Below are 17826 nucleotides of genomic sequence, written 5' to 3'. Positions count from 1 at the left end.
CCGTACGTGGAACTGGGGTTACGGGGCGTCCATTTGGGCATGTCCCACAGCCGCGGCGGCTGGTCCGGGACGGGTTGCGCAGTGTCGGTGACTGGCCCGCCGACCATGAGTAGATGGTCAGGTGTGGAGTTCGCGCCAAAGTCGCTGCAGCAGTTTTCGGGGAACGCCCCCGGTTCGTGCGAAGTAGGCGTAGAACGGCGCGTTGTGGTGGTTTCAGCGGCAGCTCGCTCCCGTCAATAGCCCTGGCGGACTGACGTCCAGGGCCTGCTTGGCGCACGTTCCGGGCGGCCAGCACTGTCTTTGGATCGTGGCCGGGAGGGGTTCCCATCATGTGCCCTGCCCTCAGGCAGTACTACCCGCTTAACCAGCGAAAAACCCCGGAAACCCCTGAAAACAGGGGTTGTCCGGGGTTTATCCCGAGCTTCCTATCAGAATCGAACTGATGACCTTTTCATTACGAGTGAAACGCTCTACCGACTGAGCTAAGGAAGCACCGCACCAAATCCCCCGGACGAACCGGGCGCTTCATGCAAGAGTCAACTGTAATAGAGTCCCGCCGCCCCGGTCAAAATGGCCGGCGTGACGCTGCTGCGACCCTCAGCACACCGTATTGTCGGCCGGCAGCTTGCCGCTGACCAGATAGTTGTCCACGGAATCCTCCAGGCAGCTGTTGGCCCGGCCGTACGCGGTGTGTCCTTCACCCTTCCAGGTCAGCAGGGAGGCGTTCCCCAGCTGCTTGCGCAGTGATGCTGCCCATTCAACGGGGGTTGCGGGGTCGCCGGTGGTGCCGACGACCACGATGGGGGAGTCGCCGCTGTACTCCACCGCCGCCGGCGTGCGGACGTTTTTGTACGGCCAGTCTGCGCAGATGGTTCCGCCGTAGGCAAAGAAGTAGCCCAAGGTGGGTGAATCCTGTTCCAGCCGCTTTTCCTCCGCCCGCATGCCCGCGGCGTCCGAAACCATGGGGTAGTCCAGGCAGTTGACCGCATTGAAAGCGAGCGCCGAATTGGACGTGTAGGAGCCGTCGGGGGCCCGGTCGGCACCGATATCGGCAAGCCGGAGCATGAGGCTGACGTCCCCGGAGACGGCGGCCTCCAGCGCTTGGGTGAGGGCCGGCCAGCTTTGGTCGTTGTAGAGCGGGGTGATCAGGCCGCTGACGAACTGGGTTGCATTGACCAGCCGCCCGTCCTTGGCCGTGCGGGGTGTCTGCCGTATGGAGTCAATGAGGTCCCGGATCTGCTGAACGCCGGAGTCGACATCACCGCCCAGGGGGCACTTGGTCTGCTTCTGGCAGCTGGCCACGTAGCTGTGGAGCGCCTTTTCGAAGGCCCGGGCCTGGCCGCTGGTCAGGTCCTCATTGCTGATTGACGGATCGAGGGCGCCATCGAGGACCATCCGGCCTACGTTGTCCGGGAAAAGCGAGGCGTAGGTGGAGCCCAGGAACGTGCCGTAGGAGTACCCCAGGTAGTTCAGCTTGGAGTCGTTCACAACCGCGCGGAGCACGTCCAGGTCCTTCGCGGCGCTGACGGTGTCAATGTGGCCCAGGACGGGGCCTGTTTGTGACGCGCACTGGGTAGCGATTGCCTTGCTGTCAGCCAGTGCCGCCGCCAGCCCGGCATCGGTTTCGTACGCGTAGATCTTGGCCCGGGCGGCGTCGCGTTCGGCGTCCGTGGCACAGGTGACCGGAGCGGAGCGCTTCACGCCACGCGGATCGAAGCCCACGAGGTCGTAGGCGTTGCGGACAGCCGCTGAAAAGTGGGTTCCGGCAGCGTCTTTGACAAAGTCGTAACCGGAGGCGCCCGGGCCGCCGGGATTGACCAGGAGGCTGCCGGTCTTCTTACCGGTGCTGGGTGCCCGGAGCGCTGCGATCTGGATGGTGTCGCCGCCGGGATTGGCGTAATCCATGGGCACGTTCACCTTGGCGCACTGGAATTCCCCTTCGCAGGGCTCCCACACGATTTGCTGCGAGTAGAACTTTTCCAGCCCTGCGGGAGCAGACGCCACGATGGAGGGGTCAGCCTTGGCCGTGGCAGCTTCCGGCGGGTTCTTGTCGCCACCAAGGAGGCTGCAGGAGGCCAGGACAACGGCCACGGCCATTGCTGCGGCGGCGCGGACAGCGACCGTCAGGGACCTGTGGCGTGCGGGCAGGGGGCGGGCAGTCATCGGGTCTCCTTGGAGGGCTGTATCAGGCTGGCAGCCATGGACTCAATGGTCAGCAGCGGGGCAACGTTGGTGGTGGTGATGCGTTCACGGGCTTTGTTAATGGCGTCCATGCGGGCCAGCGTGGCTTCCGGCGTGGAGCGGGCTGCGAACTCTTCCAGCTCACTCCTCAGCTCAACGTTGACCAACTCCACGGCGTTCCCAAGCTGGATGATCAGGACGTCGCGGTAGAAGGACAATAAATCCGTCAGGGTCCGGTCCAGGGAGTCCGTGATGGATCTCTTGGCCCGCCGCTTCTGGTCGTCTTCGAGCTGTTTCAGCTGGCTGCGCATGGCCGGGGGGAGGGCGCCGGTTTCCGGTGCTCCCAGCGTCGCCAGCAGTGCGGCCTTCTCTGCTGCATCGCGTTCCTCGTTGGAGCTGTTGGCCTCCGCAGTGGCGATCTTGACCAGCTTGTCCGCCATCATGACCGCCGCTGTTACGCCGCGCAGCCCCAGCGGGAAGCGGACAGTCTCCAGGCGGCGTTCCCTTGCCGCCGGATCCCTGGCCAGCCTCCGGGCGATGCCCACATGGCTTTGGGCAGCGCGGGCGGCCTGCTCCGCAAGGGCAGGGTCCACGCCGTCGCGCCGGACCAGCAGCGCTGCCACGTCCGACGCGGGCGGCAGCCGCAGGGCAACGCTTCGGCAGCGGGACCGGATGGTCACCAGGACATCGGCCGGGGACGGCGCGCAGAGCATCCACACGGTCCGCGGCGTGGGTTCCTCGATGGCCTTGAGCAGCACGTTGGTGGTCCGCTCGGCCATGCGGTCGGCGTCCTCCACCACGATGATCCGCCACCGCCCGGACGACGGCCGGTTGCCGGCGGTTGCCACCAGTTCGCGGGCCTCGTCAATAGTGATGGTGACCTTCTCTGTGCGCACGAAGGTCACGTCCGAATGCGTTTCACCCAGGATCGTGTGGCAGGCCTGGCACTGTCCGCAGCCACGCTGGCCCACGTCCTCCTGGTCGCAGTTCAGTGCGGCCGCGAACGCCTTGGCGGCATTGGAGCGGCCGGACCCCGGCGGACCGGTGAACAGCCAGGCGTGCGTCAGGCTTTCGCCGCCGGCGGCTTGGCGCAGTTGTTCGACGACGGCGGGCTGGCCCTGGAGGTCATCCCAGACGGTCATGAGTCACCGCCGTCCGTGGCTGCTGCGGCGGCAGGAACGGCAAGGAGGGTTTCCACCCGGGCGAGGATCTGAGCGGCAAGGTCTTCCACCGGGAGGTGGGCCGGGAGGACCAGGTACGACTCCGGGCGGTCCGCAGCAAGGCTAAGGAAGGCCTCCCGGATCCGGGTATGGAACTCGTCAGCCTCGGATTCCAGGCGGTCTTCCGCTGCCTGGCCGGCAGTTCGGCGGCGGCGGCCAAGTTGGGGGTCAACGTCCAAAAGGACTGTGAGGTGGGGCTGGAGGCCCGATGTGGCCCACTCATTGAGGGAACGCACCGCGTCCAGGCCCAGGTTGCGGCCGGCACCCTGGTAGGCCACCGAGGAGTCGATGTACCGGTCCGTCAGGACGATTTCACCGCGGCCAAGAGCCGGGCCGATTACCTGGGTGGCGTGCGCGGCCCGGGAAGCCGCAAATATGAGGGCCTCGGTGTGCGCGTCGATGTCGCCATTGCCGTGGTCCAGCACAAGCGACCGCAGCTTCTCGCCAACCGGGGTGCCGCCGGGCTCCCGGGTGCGCAGCACGGTGTAGCCCAGGGACTCCAATGCTGCCGCAAGCCGGCCGGCCTGGGTGGACTTGCCTGCACCATCGCCACCCTCGAACGCGATGAATACGCCGGCCCTCTGTTTGTTCACTTCTCAAGCCTACCGAGGGGTACCGACTTTTCCCGATCCGTAGCTACCTCGAAGGCGGCAGTCCGGTGAACGGCAGCCGTCCACAAAACGACACCGCTTTCCGGCGGATCCGGCAGGAACAGTACGCTTTTCACCATGAGTCTTTCCGAGCACCAGGCCGCTTCCCTTTCACCCGAGACCGTGGTGGTGGCGGCCGGGCGTCCGCCGCGGGAAAGGGACCAGCCGGTCAATCCTCCCATCACGCTTTCCTCCACCTACTTCGGTACGGGTCCGCTGGGTGACGGCGACCGGGGTTATGGCCGCTATTCCAACCCCACCTGGGATCCCTTTGAGGAGGCCCTCGGCCAGCTTGAAGGAGCTGCCCTTCCCGGACTGCTCTACGCGTCGGGGCTGGCGGCGGTCAGTTCCGCGCTGTCCCTGATCCCTGCCGGCGGCGTGCTGGTCATGCCCAACCACAGCTACTCCGGCTCCCTGGTGATGGCGACGGAACTTGCCCAAAAAGGATTCATCGAACTCCGGACCGTGGACATTGCCGACACGGACGCCGTCAAGGATGCCCTGGCACCGCAAGGCCCGTCGGCGAAAGCCGCGGCCATGCTGTGGCTGGAAAGCCCTACCAACCCCATGCTCGGAATAGCGGACATGCCGGCCGTCGCTGAGGCGGCCCATGCAGCCGGGGCAATCGTCGTCACTGACAACACCTTTTCCACGCCACTGGTGCAGCAGCCCCTGCAGCTCGGATCCGACGTCGTCCTCCACTCGGTGACCAAGTACCTCGCCGGGCACTCCGACGTCGTCCTTGGCGCCCTGGTTACTTCCAATCCGGACATCCGGTCGTCGCTGCTCCACCACCGCATCATCCACGGCGCCATCGCGGGTCCCTTCGAAGCGTGGCTCGCACTGCGGGGTCTGCGGACCCTCGCGCTGCGCGTGGAACGGTCGCAGGAGTCGGCAATGATCCTGGCGGAACGCCTCGCCGCCCACCCCGCCATTGATTCCATCCGGTTCCCCGGGCTCGATTCCGACCCCGGCCATGCCCGCGCCAAGGAACAAATGCAGGGCTTTGGCTCCATTATCTGTGTCCAGGTAGCACCCACGGCGGGCCTGGGCGGCGCCGACGCCGCGGACAAGCTGGTGCAGGCGTTGGAGCTTTGGCTGCCGGCCACCTCCCTGGGCGGGGTCGAATCCCTGATCGAACGGCGGCGCCGGCACTCGGCGGAACCCGCCAGCGTCCCCGAAAACCTGGTTCGGCTGAGCGTCGGGGTGGAAAATGTTGAGGACCTGTGGGCTGACCTGAAGCAGGCGCTGGACACGCTGGAGGGCTAGGCTGGGCTTGTGGACGGTCGAATAATTATCGCGTACGTAGAGCAGGCAGTGTTCTTTATCCTTGGCCTGGTGGCCCTGGGGCTTGAACTGTGGGCGTTCGTGGACTGTGCCAGGCACCGGGCCAACGCCTTCGAAGCCACGGGCAAGCGGACCAAGACGTTCTGGCTTGCCCTCACCGGCGGTGCGTTGCTGGTGGGCATCATTTCGCTGTTCGGCGCCGGTGGCGGCATTATCAGCACCCTTGGCCTCTTCGGGCTCGCCGCCGTGGTGGCAGCCTCCGTCTACCTGGCCGACGTCCGTCCCGCAGTGAAGGACGCAGGCCGCGGCGGCAGCCGCAACATGGGCCCCTACGGCCCCTGGTAACCAGGTTCCACGGCCGCCCAGTCCACCGTCAGCTCGCCCAGCCGCCACCTGGCCGGCCCGTCCTGCACCGGCCACCCGGCCTCGCGCAGGCCCCGGCACATGCCGACCCAGCGCTGCCTGTTGCCGAACGAGGCGAGCGGCGCGCTCCCAAGCCATGCGCGGTCCATCGCCTGCATGAAGGCATGAACAGGTTCGCCAGGGACGTTGCGGTGGATCAAGGCCTTGGGAAGCCGCTCGGCCACGTCCGAAGGCAGGTCGAAGCTCCCGAAACGGACCGAGATGCTCAGCGACAGCGGACGGACCCGGTCGAGGGTCACCCACGCCACGCGCCGCCCGATCTCGTCGCACGTGCCGTCCACGAATATGCCGCCCGGCGACAATCTGCCCTGCACCAGCTGCCAGATGCCCCGGACATCAGCTTCCTCGTACTGCCGCAGGACATTGAAGGCGCGGACCAGGACAGGATGGCCGGGAACGGGCAGCTCGAAGCCGCCCAGGTGGAAGGTCAGCCCGGGCCGCTGCAGCGGAAGCGCAGCGCGGACGCGCTCCGGTTCGATCTCGATCCCGCAGACCCGCACGTCCGGCCGGACAGCGGCGAGCCTTTCATGGAGTTCGACGGCGGTGGCTGGTGTTGCGCCGTAGCCCAGGTCAATGACGAGCGGGTCAGCCGCCGACCGCAGGCGCCAGGCTTGAGGTCCGGCCAGCCAGCGGTCCACCCGGCGCATCCGGTTGGGGTTGGTGGTGCCGCGGGTGACGTTGCCCACCGGACGGCCCTGCCGGGCGGCGGATGTCCTGCCGGATAGTTGCGGGGAGTTCACCCGTTCAGCCTTTTGAACCACCGCACAACCCTATCCCTGGCCCTGGGGGAAGCGGGCCCCACCGCGGCCTGGCTTGTAACGCTGGGCGGGCGGCAACACTGCTCGGCTAGGATGAAAATCATGACTTACAAGCTGATTCTGCTGCGCCACGGCCACAGCGAATGGAACGCAAAGAACCTGTTCACCGGCTGGGTGGACGTTGACCTGAACGACCAGGGCCGCGCGGAAGCAGCGCGCGGCGGTGAGCTGCTGGTGGAGAACAACATCCTTCCGGACGTGCTCTACACCTCCCTGCTGAAGCGGGCCATCAACACCGCGAACATCGCCCTGGACAAGGCCGACCGCGGCTGGATTCCGGTCAAGCGCGACTGGCGCCTGAACGAACGCCACTACGGCGCGCTGCAGGGCAAGGACAAGGCGCAGACCCTCGCCGAATACGGCGAAGAGCAGTTCATGGAATGGCGCCGTTCCTACGACACCCCGCCGCCGCCCCTCGACGACAACTCCGAGTTCTCCCAGGCGCACGACCCCCGTTACGCGGGACTCGGCGATGCCCTGCCGCGCACCGAGTGCCTCAAGGATGTCCTGGTGCGGCTCCTGCCCTACTGGGAATCGGACATCAAGGAGGACCTCAAGGCAGGCAAGACGGTCCTGGTGACCGCACACGGCAACTCGCTGCGTGCCCTGGTCAAGCACCTCGACGGCATCAGCGACGAAGCCATCGCCGGCCTGAACATCCCCACCGGCATCCCGCTGGTGTACGAACTGGACGAGGACTTCAAGCCGGTCAAGCCCGGCGGAACGTACCTGGACCCCGAAGCTGCCGAAGAAGCCATCCTGGCAGTGGCAAACCAGGGCAAGAAATAGGACATTAAACCCGTACGACGGCGGGCCGGTCACCTCAGGTGACCGGCCCGCCGTCGTCCTCCGGCAGCTTGGGTGTCAGCTGTGTTCTGTCCCGGTGGGCTGCCATGCGCCCGTAACCAGGTAGGTCACCTTCTGGGCGACGGAGACGCCGTGGTCGGCGAAGCGCTCGAAGTAGCGGCTGGCGAGGGCCACGTCCACGGTGGTGGCGGGGGACTCGTGCCACTCAGGCGCGGCGATGGCCTTGAAGACGCTCAGGTGCAGGTCATTGATCGCCGTGTTGGCCTTGAGGATGTCCCTGGCCACCTCGAGGTCGCGGCTTTCAAGCAGGACGGTCAGCTTGTCGGCGATCTCCTGGTCGAGCTCGGCCATCCGGTTGAAGGTCTCCGTCATGGACTCCGGAATCACCGTGGAGGGGTAGCGGAGGCGGGCCAGCTGGGCGATGTGGCGGGCCAGGTCACCCATCCGCTCGAGGGACGCGCTCATCCGCAGGGAACCGACGATCATGCGCAGGTCGCTGGCGACAGGACCCTGCAGTGCCAGAATGTCGATGGCCCGCTCATCGAGGCTGTTCTGCAGGAAATCGATGCGCGCGTCCGCGGCGATGACATCCTGCGCGAGGTCCACGTCCGCTACCTGGAACGAGGTAGTGGCCTTGTTGATCGCTTCGCTGACCAGTCGGGAGATCTCCACCAGCTGGTCACCGACCTGGGTGAGCTCTTCCTGAAAAACCTTACGCACGTAGGCGTCCTTTCCTTGGAACTCCCGCCGGCCGCTGCGGGGCAGCAGGAATCGTGTCGCCATTAGGCGCTCTGACCACCAACTCTGTCATCGCCCGGTAAACGATTATGCCCACACAGATGAACGTTAGTTGAACCGTTGGCCGGATAGGCCGGAAGTCGGCAGGAGGCTTAGGGCAAGAGCATAAAGTGGAGCTGTGGATCCTATGCTCATTGGTCTGGTTGCCGGCCTTATTGGCCTGGCGCTTGGCACGTTCGGCGTGCTTGCCTACCGGGTCAGCGAGAAGCAGCGCGAGCTGCTGGACATCGACGCCGGGGAGCTGGCACTGCCGCCCGGCGCAGCGGAGGTGCTCGCCGTCGTCGGACGCGCTTTTGTGGTGCTGGACGACGTGGACGGCGTGGTCCGGGCCAGCCCCGCAGCGTACGCGTACGGCCTGGTCCGCGGGCACACCGTGGTCCACAGGGAACTCCTGGACATGACCGCGGGAGTCCGGCGGGACGGCGTCATCCTGGAAAAGCAGCTCGAACTCCCGAGGGGGCCGCTGGGCAAGGGAACCATCATCGTCCAGGTGCGGGCGGCCATGCTGGGTGAGGAATACATCCTGCTCCTCGCCGATGACCGGACGGAGATCACGCGCACCGAAGAGATCCGCAACGACTTCGTCGCCAACGTATCCCACGAACTGAAAACCCCCGTGGGTGCCATTTCGCTGCTGGCCGAGGCGCTCGAATCCTCCGCCGACGATCCTGACGCTGTCCGCCGCTTCGCCAAGCGCATGCACAAGGAATCCGCCCGCCTGGCCGCCCTGGTCCAGGACATCATCGAACTTTCCCGTCTGCAGGGCGCCAGCGTGACCCAGCAGGGCGGCCCGGTGGACATCAACGCCGTCATCGCCGAGGCCGTGGACCGGTCGCAGCTTCCCGCGGAAAGCAAGAACATCAGCATCGTGGTGGGCGGCCGCACCGAGGGCAAGGTCTTCGGTGACCAGGACCTGCTGGTGACGGCGCTGCGAAACCTTATCGACAACGCCATCCGCTATTCACCCGACAACACCCGGGTGGGGATCGGTGTACGTTCCAGGGAAGGCGTAGTCTCGATTTCCGTGACGGATCAGGGCGAGGGGCTGACCCCTGAGGACCAGGAACGCGTGTTCGAACGCTTCTACCGGGTGGACGCCGCCCGTTCCCGCCAGACGGGCGGTACCGGCCTGGGCCTGAGCATCGTGAAGCACGTGGCGTCCAACCACGGCGGCGAAGTGACCCTCTGGTCCCAGCCCGGGCAAGGGTCCACCTTCACCCTCCGGCTGCCCGAAATGGAAGGCCAGGACGGCGAGGACGCGCCGGCCGGGCCGGAAGCACCGGCACAGGCGCCGGAAAAACTCAGTCTTACCCACCTACCCCGCGCCGCCGGCGCAACAGATCGAGGAGCCAGCGCTTGAGCAGGATTTTGATTGTCGAGGACGAGGAGTCGTTCAGCGATCCGTTGTCCTATTTGCTGGGCAAAGAAGGGTTCGAGGTGGAGGTGGTGGACAACGGCCTTGATGCCATCACCGAATTCGACCGCAACGGCGCCGACCTGGTGTTGCTTGACCTGCAGCTCCCGGGTCTCTCCGGCACTGAAGTGTGCCGGCAGCTCCGCCAGCGCTCAAGCGTCCCCGTCATCATGCTGACCGCCAAGGACTCGGAAATCGACAAGGTGGTGGGCCTGGAACTCGGTGCTGACGATTACGTCACCAAGCCCTACTCCTCCCGCGAACTGGTGGCCCGCGTCCGGGCGGTATTGCGGCGCCAGGGGGAGCCTGAGGAGCTGATTTCCTCAACCGTCCAGGCCGGTCCGGTCCGCATGGACATCGAACGGCACGTGGTGAGCGTGGACGGCCAGCAGGTCCTGCTTCCCTTGAAGGAGTTCGAGCTCCTGGAGATGCTGCTGCGCAACTCGGGCAGGGTGCTGACCCGCGGCCAGCTCATCGACCGCGTCTGGGGCTCCGACTACGTGGGCGATACCAAGACCCTTGACGTCCACGTGAAGCGCCTCCGCGGCAAGATCGAACCCGATCCGTCCGCTCCCCGCTACCTGGTGACCGTCCGCGGCCTTGGGTACAAATTCGAGCCGTAGGCCGTACCGGGACTCCGTCAGCAGGCATAACAAAAGGGAGGAGCCAGTGGGCTCCTCCCTTTCGTTGTGTCCGGGGTTCCGGCGCCTGCTTAGCGGCTCGTGGCGGTCGCGGTGGCAGTAGCCGGGGCGGAGGCGCTCGAAGTGGCGCTGGTGGTTGCGCCGGCAGAGGGGGTGGCGGATGAAGAAGCGGACGACGAGGACGTTGCCGAAGCGCTCGGCGTAGGTACGTAGTCCTTGTACTCCTCCAGCGTGGCGTCCAGGACGGGAACCTTGACGGTGTTGCTGACGTTGGTGCCGTTCTCGCTGATCTTGACGTCCACCAGGGAGCCGGGCTGGCCACCAGTGGTGCTCAGGATGGCTTCGTCGGACTTCTCGTTGAGGAGCGTGTACGAGTTGGCCTTCACCGGTACCTCGGTCTGCGAGCCCTTGGCGCCGTTGACCGTGAGCTTCACGTCCTTGGAAGAGGAGTTGTAAACGGCGCCGATCAGGCGGCCGGGCTTGTCCTCGCCGGTGGAAACAATCAGGATGTTCCGCAACTGCAGGGGACCGAGGTCCGCGCGGATGCCGTCCGAGGCGGAGTACTGATGGCTGGTCTGCTGGGGCGTGATGTAACCGCAGCCCGCGGTCAGCAGGCTGGCGCCAAGGGCAGCAGCCGTCAGTGCCAGTTTGCCGCGCTGGGCCCGGTTCATCGCAGTGGAACGCACGTCACGTACTCCTCGAGAAATTTGAAGTCTTTTTCAGCCCATAGCCTATCCGCAATGAGGGGCAAACGAGGATTCGGCGGTGTCACATCCACTGTGGGAGCGCTCACCTGATGCACTAATCCTCCCATCCGTCAAGGGGGTGAAGGGGGTTGATTGGGCCCATTTTCCGCGTATTTTCGCGGTTGGAGGCCCTTTCTCCGGCCGGTCATATGCCTGAATCGTGATAAACTGGTCTGCGGGAAAGGGGAAATGTCCACATGGTATTTGAGGTCGGCGAGACAGTAGTTTACCCTCACCACGGTGCTGCGAAGATTGAAGAAATCAAGATGCGCACCATCAAGGGCGAAGAGAAGATGTATCTCAAGCTCAAGGTGGCTCAGGGTGATCTGACCATTGAAGTTCCAGCAGAGAACGTTGACCTTGTTGGGGTCCGGGACGTAGTGGGCAAGGAAGGCCTGGAGCACGTGTTTGATGTGCTCCGCGCCGAGTTCACCGAGGAACCCACCAACTGGTCACGCAGGTACAAGGCAAATCTGGAGAAGCTTGCTTCCGGTGACGTCATCAAGGTGGCAGAGGTCGTTCGCGACCTGTGGCGCCGGGATCACGACCGGGGCCTTTCCGCAGGCGAGAAGCGTATGCTGGCCAAAGCCCGTCAGATTCTGATTTCAGAACTGGCGCTGGCTGAAAAGACCGACGAGGAGAAGGCTGCAAGCGTTCTCGACGAGGTCCTGGCTTCCTAAGAATTTAGCCCCGGCGGCACGCAAGTGCCGCCGGGGCTTCTTTTTTTGGCATCACCCGCCGGTGTCCAAGCCGCCTGACCGCAGTGGCGGCGTCGTAGGCTAGTCCGCATGAGTGAATCACCCACGCGCCTGGTCACGGCCGTCATCCTCGTGGCCGCCGGTTCCGGGCAGCGCCTCGGCTACGGCATGCCCAAGGCCGCTGTTCCGCTCGGCGGCGAGCCCATCCTGATACATGCCCTGCGGGGCATTGTCGCGTCAGGAGTGGCCAGCCAGGTGTGCGTGGCGCTGCCTGCCGGTGACCAGGGCCTGCGGGAGTTGTGTGACGACTTCCGTGGCGAGCTTGCCGATGGTGGTCCACTCCTGACGATTGTCGACGGCGGAGCCACCCGGGCCGACTCCGTCCGCGCAGGCATCTCGGCACTGATGGACGGCATCGAGGCGGTCCTGGTCCACGACGCCGCCCGCGCGCTCACGCCCGAATCCGTTTTCCACCGCGTCTCCGATGCCCTTGCCGCCGGCGCTGCCGCCGTCATTCCGGCGCTGCCCGTGGTAGACACCGTCAAAACGGTGGCCGCCACTACCGGGGAGGACGCGGCCTTTGCACCCGAAGTTGTCACGGGGACAGCCCGCCGCCAGGAGCTCCGGGCCGTGCAGACGCCCCAGGGTTTCCGGATCGGCGCGCTGCTGCAGGCGCACCAGGCCGCACAGTCCCTGGACCAGCAGCAGTCCGCGGCCGTCACCGACGACGCCATGCTGGTGGAGATGCTCGGCACCCCCGTCCATGCCGTCCGCGGATCAACGCAGTCCCTCAAGATCACAACGCCCCTTGACCTGATCTTCGCGGAAGGGCTCCTGGAAGGCCCGCTCGGCGCCCGGTGGGTGGAAGGATGAGCGCGGAGATGGTTCTGCCGCGCACCGGGGTGGGGATCGACGTCCATGCCTACGCGCCGGAAGACTCGCCCCGGCCCCTCTGGCTCGGTGGACTCCTATGGCCCGGCGAACGGGGCCTCGCCGGGCACTCAGATGGTGACGCCGTCGCCCATGCGGCCGCGGACGCCCTGTTCTCGGCCGCCGGTATCGGCGACCTTGGCACCCACTTCGGTACCGACCGCCCGGAGTTCGCCGGCGCATCCGGCGCCACCCTCCTGGCCGAAGCCGCCCGGATTGTCCGGGCAGCCGGGTTCGAAATTGGCAACGTTGCGGTGCAGTTCGTGGCCAACCGGCCCAAGTTCGGGCCGCGCAGGGAAGAATCCCAAAAGGTCCTCAGCGAAGCCGCAGGCGCCTCTGTGGGCGTCACGGCAACCACCAGCGACGGCCTGGGATTCACCGGACGCGGGGAAGGCATTTCGGCGGTGGCCACCGCGCTGGTGTACCCCCAGCAGCCCCAGCCCATCAGCTAGTCTGGAGCGGTGACCCTGCGCTTCTATGACACCGCCTCCGCCGAAGTCCGGAACTTCGTCCCCATCGTCGACGGCAAGGTCAGCCTCTACTACTGCGGCGCCACCGTCCAGGGCATGCCGCACGTGGGGCACATCCGCTCCGCCATCGCCTTTGACCAGCTCACCCGCTGGCTTGAGTACCGGGGCCTGCGCGTCACGGTCGTCCGCAACGTGACGGACATCGACGACAAGATCCTGGCCAAGTCCGAGGCTTCGTTCGCGCCGGACTTCAGCCCGGAGGTGGGCGAAGTGCCTCAGGAGGAATGGTGGGCGCTGGCGTACCGCTACGAGCAGGAATTCCTGAAGGCCTACGACACCCTTGGCGTCTCCCGGCCCACGTACGAACCCCGGGCCACCGGACACATCCCCGAGATGCATGCCCTGATCCAGCAGCTCATTGACCGCGGCCATGCCTATCCTGCCCTGGATGATTCAGGGGACGTGTACTTCGACGTCCGTTCGTGGGACACATACGGCGCACTGACCCGGCAGAACATCGATGACATGCAGGCAGCGCCCGACGCCGACCCCCGCGGCAAGAAGGACCCCCGCGACTTTGCGCTGTGGAAGGGCTCCAAAGAAGGGGAGCCGGCCACCGCCAGCTGGGCTTCGCCCTGGGGGGCAGGACGGCCCGGCTGGCACCTTGAGTGCTCGGCCATGGTCACCAAGTACCTGGGTACCGCATTCGATATCCATGGCGGCGGCCTGGACCTGCGCTTCCCGCACCACGAAAACGAGATGGCGCAGTCACAGGCGGCCGGACACCCGTTCGCCAACTTCTGGATGCACAACGGCATGGTGACCTACCAGGGCGAAAAGATGTCCAAGTCCATCGGCAACACCATCAGCCCCGCGGAGATGCTGGAACTCGCGTCGCCGCGGGTGGTGCGCTACTACCTCGGCCAGGCGCACTACCGCTCCATCCTGGACTACCGGCCCACCTCCCTGCAGGAGGCCGCGGCCGCCGTCGAACGCATTGACGGCTTCATCAGCCGGGCCGTGCGTGCACTTTCCTCTGACGGAACCTACACCCTTGCCACGGACGGTCTTGTTCCCGAGGCGTTCGAACGCGCCATGGATGACGACCTGAACGTCCCCCAGGCGCTGGCAGTACTCCATGACACGGTCCGCTCCGGAAACACCGCCCTCACTGAGGACCGGCTGGAGGACGCCCGGCAGGCGCTGCACCATGTCCACGACATGCTCGGGGTCCTGGGGCTGAACGCAGTCGAAGGCTCCGCTGCCGCGGCAACCCGGGAGGCCGAGGCCCTTGGCGTGCTGGTCGAAGCGCAGCTGGCCGCCCGCGCGGCTGCCCGGGCCCAAAAGGACTGGGCCGCCTCCGACGCCATCCGGGACACGCTCAACCAGGCCGGCGTCGTGGTGGAAGACGGCCCGGACGGCGCCACGTGGAGCCTCAAGCGGGACTGATCCCTACCCGCCCCAGGGGACGGATCGCTTGCCGGCGCTGCCGATTTTTCTTCGGTCAGTAGACTGGTAGGCAGATTCAGTCAACACAATCAAGGGTGGAACATCATGGCCAACAATGGTCGCCGATCGGTTAAAGCGAAGAAGGGCCCAACCATCGGAACCGGTGGCCATGGCCGCAAGGCCCTCGAGGGCAAGGGCCCCACGCCCAAGGCCGAGGACCGTCCGTACCACAAGGCACACAAAGCCAAGCAGCTGGCCGAGCGCTCCGCTGCCAAGCGCGGAACCGGTGCCCGCAGTGCCGGTGCCGCCAAGTCCGGACCCAAGGGCCGTGCCACCGAGGAAGTGGTGACCGGACGCAATTCGGTCGTAGAAGCGCTCCGCGCCGGCATCCCTGCCAAAGCCCTGCACGTTGCCATCCGCATCGAGATGGACGACCGCGTCAAGGAATCCCTGAAGCTCGCCGCCGAACGCGGCATCCCGCTGATGGAAACCGGCAAGGCGGAACTGGACCGGATGACGGACGACGCCGTCCACCAGGGCCTGGTGCTGCAGATCCCGCCTTACGATTACCAGGACGCCTACGAACTGGCCGAGGAAACTGTGGAGAAGTGGAAGAAGGGGCACGTCGCCAACGCGCCGCTCTTCGTTGCACTGGACGGCATCACGGACCCCCGGAACCTGGGTGCCATTATCCGCTCCGTCTCCGCCTTCAGCGGCCACGGCGTGATCGTGCCCGAGCGCCGCTCGGTGGGCGTCACCGCCTCGGCCTGGAAAACCAGCGCCGGCGCGGCGGTCCGCGTGCCCGTGGCCCGCGCCTCCAACCTGAACAACGCCCTGAAGCAGTTCAAGAACATGGGCATCTTCGTCCTGGGGCTCGACGGCGACGGCGACGTTTCGCTGCCTGACCTCACCCTGGCCAAAGAACCGGTGTGCATCGTTGTGGGCTCCGAGGGTAAGGGCCTGAGCCGCCTGGTCCGTGAGAACTGCGACCAGATCGTCTCCATCCCCATCGACTCCGCCATGGAGTCACTCAACGCGTCGATGGCCGTGGGCATCTCGCTGTACGAGGTCTCCCGCCAACGCGCGGCGGGGTAAGTACTTCCAGCCCGGTATCCCGGGATGGTTGCCCGGCGCCGCTGTGGCGTACGGGCAGGTCAGGTGCCGCTGGCGGCTACTATTTAGGTGATGGTCATGCCGCTCTTCGACACTGCTTCCGCCATGGATGCCTCCTCGGCTGTTCCCCTCGGTGTCAGCGTTCCGCGCGCTGATTCCGGAGGTACCCGCCACCACGCCGGCGCGCGCGCCAACGTCGCCTGCCTTGCCCCCGGGGTGTCCAGCCTGGACATCGTGTACTGCCCTCCGGGCGGCCAGTGGCGGGTCCAGACGCTGCCCAACGTTACGCGCGGCGTCCATCACGGCATTGTCGAGGACCTGCCCTACGGATCGCACTACGGCTTCTGTCCCACGCCGGACCGCCAAACCCTGCCCTCCGGGCTTCCTGCAGGCAATGGGAACGGTTCCCGCAGCCAGCCCCTGCTCCTGGACCCCTATGGCCGGGGAGTGGACCAGCGCGACGGCGTCCTCACCAGCGTCCGGACCGCAACCGACTTCGACTGGGGGTCGGACGAACGCCTGCGCCTTCCCTGGCGCAACACGATCGTGTACGAAGCCCACGTCCGTGGCCAGAGCATGCTCCATCCCGACGTGCCGGAAGAGCTGAGGGGCACCTATGCCGGCCTGGCCCACCCAGCCGTGGTGGAGCACCTGACCAGCCTGGGCGTTACCTCCGTCCAGCTCCTGCCGGTGCACTTCCACGTCGATGAGCCGCACCTGCAGGACCTGGGACTGACCAACTACTGGGGGTACAACACCGCTGCGTTCTTCGCCTTGCACCCCGGGTACGCCACCCGGGCCGCCCGGGAGGAAGGCCCGCAGGCTGTCCAGGATGAGTTCAAGGCCATGGTCAAGGCACTCCACGAGGCCGGGCTGGAGGTCATCCTCGACGTCGTCTATAACCACACCGCCGAGGCCGGCCCGGGCGGACCGGTCCTGAGCTTCCGCGGACTGGGGGAGGACACCTACTACCGCGTGGACGGTCACGGCAGGTACATCGACACGACGGGCTGCGGCAACACGCTGAACTTCGCGGACCAGCGCGTGGTCCAGCTGGTGACCGATTCCCTCCGGTACTGGGTGGACGAATACCACATTGACGGGTTCCGGTTCGACCTGGCCGTCACGCTCTGCCGGGACGCCGCGAACGAATTCGACCCCGAACATCCTTTCCTCACCGCTGTCGCCGCCGACCCCGTGCTGTCCGAGGTCAAGCTGATTGCCGAGCCCTGGGACATTGGCTACGGAGGCTGGCAGACAGGCCGCTTCCCGCCCGGATGGGTGGACTGGAACGACCACTTCCGGGACGCCGTCCGTACCTTTTGGCTGGCAGACCGTGCCGCCATCGACACTGGCGGGCACGGCGGGACCATGGCCAAACTCGCCGACGCCCTGTCCGGTTCCGCCAGCCTCTTCCAGGCGTCCGGCCGGTCACGCCTGGCATCGGTCAACTTCGTCACCGCCCACGACGGCTTCACCATGAACGACCTCGTGTCCTACGACCGCAAGCACAACGAGGCCAACGGCGAAGAGAACAGGGACGGGCACGGGGACAACCGCAGCTACAACCACGGCGTGGAGGGCCCCACCGAGAACGGTGTGATCCTCGCCCGGCGGGCGCAGTCGCGGCGGAACCTGATGGCATCACTGATGGTTTCGCTGGGGGTTCCCATGATCACCGCCGGGGACGAGCTCGCCCGGACGCAGCAGGGGAACAACAACGCCTATTGCCAGGACAATGCCATCACCTGGCTTGACTGGACCATGACGCCGGAAGCGCACGAAATGCTGCGCAGCACCAAACGGTACATCCGCCTGCGCAAGGAGTTCCTGGCTGCCCAGCCGCATGATTTCCCGGTGCGGGACGAGCAGTCCTACCTCTACTGGTTCGACCAGCACGGCCAGCCCATGTCCGCTGAACGCTGGAACGATCCGCACCACCGCGTCATGCAGCTCCTGCTGGGTGACGACGGCGGCGAACTGGCCGGCCTGGTGGTAGTGAACGGCAGTGCCTCGGACGTCACGGTCACCCTGCCGGACGCCGGGAGGAAGAATCCAAGCCTGTTCGAGCTTCGGCTGACCACCTCGCCCCGCCACAAGCAGCGGCAAGGCATCCAGGTGGCTTCGGGGGAAACCGACCTGGCCGAGGCCAACTCCATCAGCATCTACCGCACGTAGCTC

17 protein-coding genes and 1 tRNA gene are annotated in these 17826 nt (G+C 66.1%); 11 read left to right on the top strand and 7 right to left on the bottom strand.

Annotation, left to right across the window (positions count from 1 at the left end):
• Nucleotides 1-419 precede the first annotated feature (419 nt).
• The 4 genes from ASG79_RS05860 to tmk form a co-directional block, all read right to left on the bottom strand.
• A tRNA-Thr gene (locus tag ASG79_RS05860) sits at nucleotides 420-492 on the bottom strand.
• Between the two features lie 105 nt (nucleotides 493-597).
• Entirely contained in the window at nucleotides 598-2163 is a 1566-nt protein-coding gene (locus ASG79_RS05855; RefSeq protein ID WP_056389231.1) for an alpha/beta hydrolase, read from the bottom strand.
• Complete coding sequence (locus ASG79_RS05850) at nucleotides 2160-3323, bottom strand: DNA polymerase III subunit delta' (protein ID WP_056389228.1); 1164 nt, start codon at nucleotides 3321-3323, stop codon at nucleotides 2160-2162. The genes ASG79_RS05855 and ASG79_RS05850 overlap by 4 nt, the downstream gene beginning before the upstream one ends.
• Nucleotides 3320-3994, bottom strand: a complete 675-nt coding sequence (gene tmk, locus ASG79_RS05845) for a dTMP kinase (protein WP_056389225.1) — start codon at nucleotides 3992-3994, stop codon at nucleotides 3320-3322. The genes ASG79_RS05850 and tmk overlap by 4 nt, the downstream gene beginning before the upstream one ends.
• A 135-nt stretch (nucleotides 3995-4129) precedes the next feature.
• Between tmk and ASG79_RS05840 the strand changes: the two genes are divergently transcribed.
• Both ASG79_RS05840 and ASG79_RS05835 read left to right on the top strand, forming a co-directional pair.
• A complete protein-coding gene (locus tag ASG79_RS05840) occupies nucleotides 4130-5320 on the top strand; it encodes a trans-sulfuration enzyme family protein (protein WP_018771197.1) in 1191 nt (396 codons plus the stop codon).
• 9 nt (nucleotides 5321-5329) lie between these two features.
• Nucleotides 5330-5683, top strand: a complete 354-nt coding sequence (locus tag ASG79_RS05835; RefSeq protein ID WP_026266062.1) for a DUF2516 family protein — start codon at nucleotides 5330-5332, stop codon at nucleotides 5681-5683.
• Here the strand turns inward: ASG79_RS05835 and ASG79_RS05830 are convergent.
• Nucleotides 5668-6522, bottom strand: a complete 855-nt coding sequence (locus ASG79_RS05830) for a class I SAM-dependent methyltransferase (RefSeq protein WP_056389223.1) — start codon at nucleotides 6520-6522, stop codon at nucleotides 5668-5670. The genes ASG79_RS05835 and ASG79_RS05830 overlap by 16 nt on opposite strands.
• A 99-nt stretch (nucleotides 6523-6621) precedes the next feature.
• Between ASG79_RS05830 and ASG79_RS05825 the strand changes: the two genes are divergently transcribed.
• A complete protein-coding gene (locus tag ASG79_RS05825) occupies nucleotides 6622-7368 on the top strand; it encodes a phosphoglyceromutase (RefSeq protein ID WP_018771194.1) in 747 nt (248 codons plus the stop codon).
• Between the two features lie 75 nt (nucleotides 7369-7443).
• On the opposite strand, the gene phoU is transcribed toward ASG79_RS05825, so the two are convergent.
• Nucleotides 7444-8106 carry a phosphate signaling complex protein PhoU gene (phoU, locus tag ASG79_RS05820; protein WP_018771193.1) on the bottom strand — a complete coding sequence of 221 codons (663 nt, stop codon included), beginning with the start codon at nucleotides 8104-8106 and terminating at the stop codon, nucleotides 7444-7446.
• Between the two features lie 205 nt (nucleotides 8107-8311).
• Between phoU and ASG79_RS05815 the strand changes: the two genes are divergently transcribed.
• Nucleotides 8312-9544, top strand: coding sequence for a sensor histidine kinase (locus tag ASG79_RS05815; RefSeq protein ID WP_056389220.1), 1233 nt, complete (start codon nucleotides 8312-8314; stop codon nucleotides 9542-9544).
• Complete coding sequence (locus ASG79_RS05810; protein WP_026266060.1) at nucleotides 9541-10221, top strand: response regulator transcription factor; 681 nt, start codon at nucleotides 9541-9543, stop codon at nucleotides 10219-10221. Before ASG79_RS05815 ends, ASG79_RS05810 begins: the two co-directional genes overlap by 4 nt.
• Before the next feature lie 89 nt (nucleotides 10222-10310).
• Here the strand turns inward: ASG79_RS05810 and ASG79_RS05805 are convergent, their stop codons facing one another.
• Nucleotides 10311-10910 (bottom strand): hypothetical protein, encoded by a 600-nt coding sequence (locus tag ASG79_RS05805; protein WP_056389217.1) that lies wholly within the window; start codon nucleotides 10908-10910, stop codon nucleotides 10311-10313.
• A 272-nt stretch (nucleotides 10911-11182) separates the two neighbouring features.
• Here ASG79_RS05805 and ASG79_RS05800 point away from each other — a divergent pair, with 272 nt between their 5' ends.
• The 6 genes from ASG79_RS05800 (at nucleotide 11183) to glgX (ending at nucleotide 17823) form a co-directional block, all read left to right on the top strand.
• Nucleotides 11183-11665, top strand: a complete 483-nt coding sequence (locus tag ASG79_RS05800; protein WP_011690592.1) for a CarD family transcriptional regulator — start codon at nucleotides 11183-11185, stop codon at nucleotides 11663-11665.
• A gap of 108 nt (nucleotides 11666-11773) precedes the next feature.
• A complete protein-coding gene (ispD, locus tag ASG79_RS05795) occupies nucleotides 11774-12556 on the top strand; it encodes a 2-C-methyl-D-erythritol 4-phosphate cytidylyltransferase (protein WP_056389214.1) in 783 nt (260 codons plus the stop codon).
• Nucleotides 12557-12564: 8 nt separating this feature from the next.
• The gene (gene ispF / locus ASG79_RS05790; protein ID WP_018771188.1) at nucleotides 12565-13065 is read left to right on the top strand and encodes a 2-C-methyl-D-erythritol 2,4-cyclodiphosphate synthase; all 501 of its coding nucleotides are present in this window, start codon (nucleotides 12565-12567) and stop codon (nucleotides 13063-13065) included.
• Nucleotides 13066-13074: 9 nt separating this feature from the next.
• Nucleotides 13075-14532 (top strand): cysteine--tRNA ligase, encoded by a 1458-nt coding sequence (gene cysS / locus ASG79_RS05785; RefSeq protein ID WP_018771187.1) that lies wholly within the window; start codon nucleotides 13075-13077, stop codon nucleotides 14530-14532.
• Between the two features lie 105 nt (nucleotides 14533-14637).
• Nucleotides 14638-15627: a 23S rRNA (guanosine(2251)-2'-O)-methyltransferase RlmB gene (gene rlmB / locus ASG79_RS05780; protein WP_018771186.1), complete on the top strand. Its 990-nt coding sequence runs from the start codon at nucleotides 14638-14640 to the stop codon at nucleotides 15625-15627.
• A gap of 90 nt (nucleotides 15628-15717) precedes the next feature.
• Entirely contained in the window at nucleotides 15718-17823 is a 2106-nt protein-coding gene (gene glgX, locus ASG79_RS05775) for a glycogen debranching protein GlgX (RefSeq protein ID WP_056389212.1), read from the top strand.
• Nucleotides 17824-17826: the final 3 nt, after the last annotated feature.

It is taken from the genome of Arthrobacter sp. Soil761, assembly GCF_001428325.1.
Classification (GTDB): Bacteria; Actinomycetota; Actinomycetes; order Actinomycetales; family Micrococcaceae; genus Arthrobacter.
This window is presented reverse-complemented; position numbering and strand designations above follow the sequence as displayed.

Bases quoted from the DNA above. Each gene is read 5' to 3' on its own strand.
- ASG79_RS05855 (WP_056389231.1), bottom strand. From the start codon at position 2,163: ATGACTGCCCGCCCCCTGCCCGCACGCCACAGGTCCCTGACGGTCGCT.
- ASG79_RS05850 (WP_056389228.1), bottom strand. From the start codon at position 3,323: ATGACCGTCTGGGATGACCTCCAGGGCCAGCCCGCCGTCGTCGAACAA.
- ASG79_RS05840 (WP_018771197.1), top strand. From the start codon at position 4,130: ATGAGTCTTTCCGAGCACCAGGCCGCTTCCCTTTCACCCGAGACCGTG.
- ASG79_RS05825 (WP_018771194.1), top strand. From the start codon at position 6,622: ATGACTTACAAGCTGATTCTGCTGCGCCACGGCCACAGCGAATGGAAC.
- ASG79_RS05815 (WP_056389220.1), top strand. From the start codon at position 8,312: ATGCTCATTGGTCTGGTTGCCGGCCTTATTGGCCTGGCGCTTGGCACG.
- ASG79_RS05805 (WP_056389217.1), bottom strand. From the start codon at position 10,910: ATGAACCGGGCCCAGCGCGGCAAACTGGCACTGACGGCTGCTGCCCTT.
- ASG79_RS05800 (WP_011690592.1), top strand. From the start codon at position 11,183: ATGGTATTTGAGGTCGGCGAGACAGTAGTTTACCCTCACCACGGTGCT.
- ispD (WP_056389214.1), top strand. From the start codon at position 11,774: ATGAGTGAATCACCCACGCGCCTGGTCACGGCCGTCATCCTCGTGGCC.
- ispF (WP_018771188.1), top strand. From the start codon at position 12,565: ATGGTTCTGCCGCGCACCGGGGTGGGGATCGACGTCCATGCCTACGCG.
- rlmB (WP_018771186.1), top strand. From the start codon at position 14,638: ATGGCCAACAATGGTCGCCGATCGGTTAAAGCGAAGAAGGGCCCAACC.
- glgX (WP_056389212.1), top strand. From the start codon at position 15,718: ATGGTCATGCCGCTCTTCGACACTGCTTCCGCCATGGATGCCTCCTCG.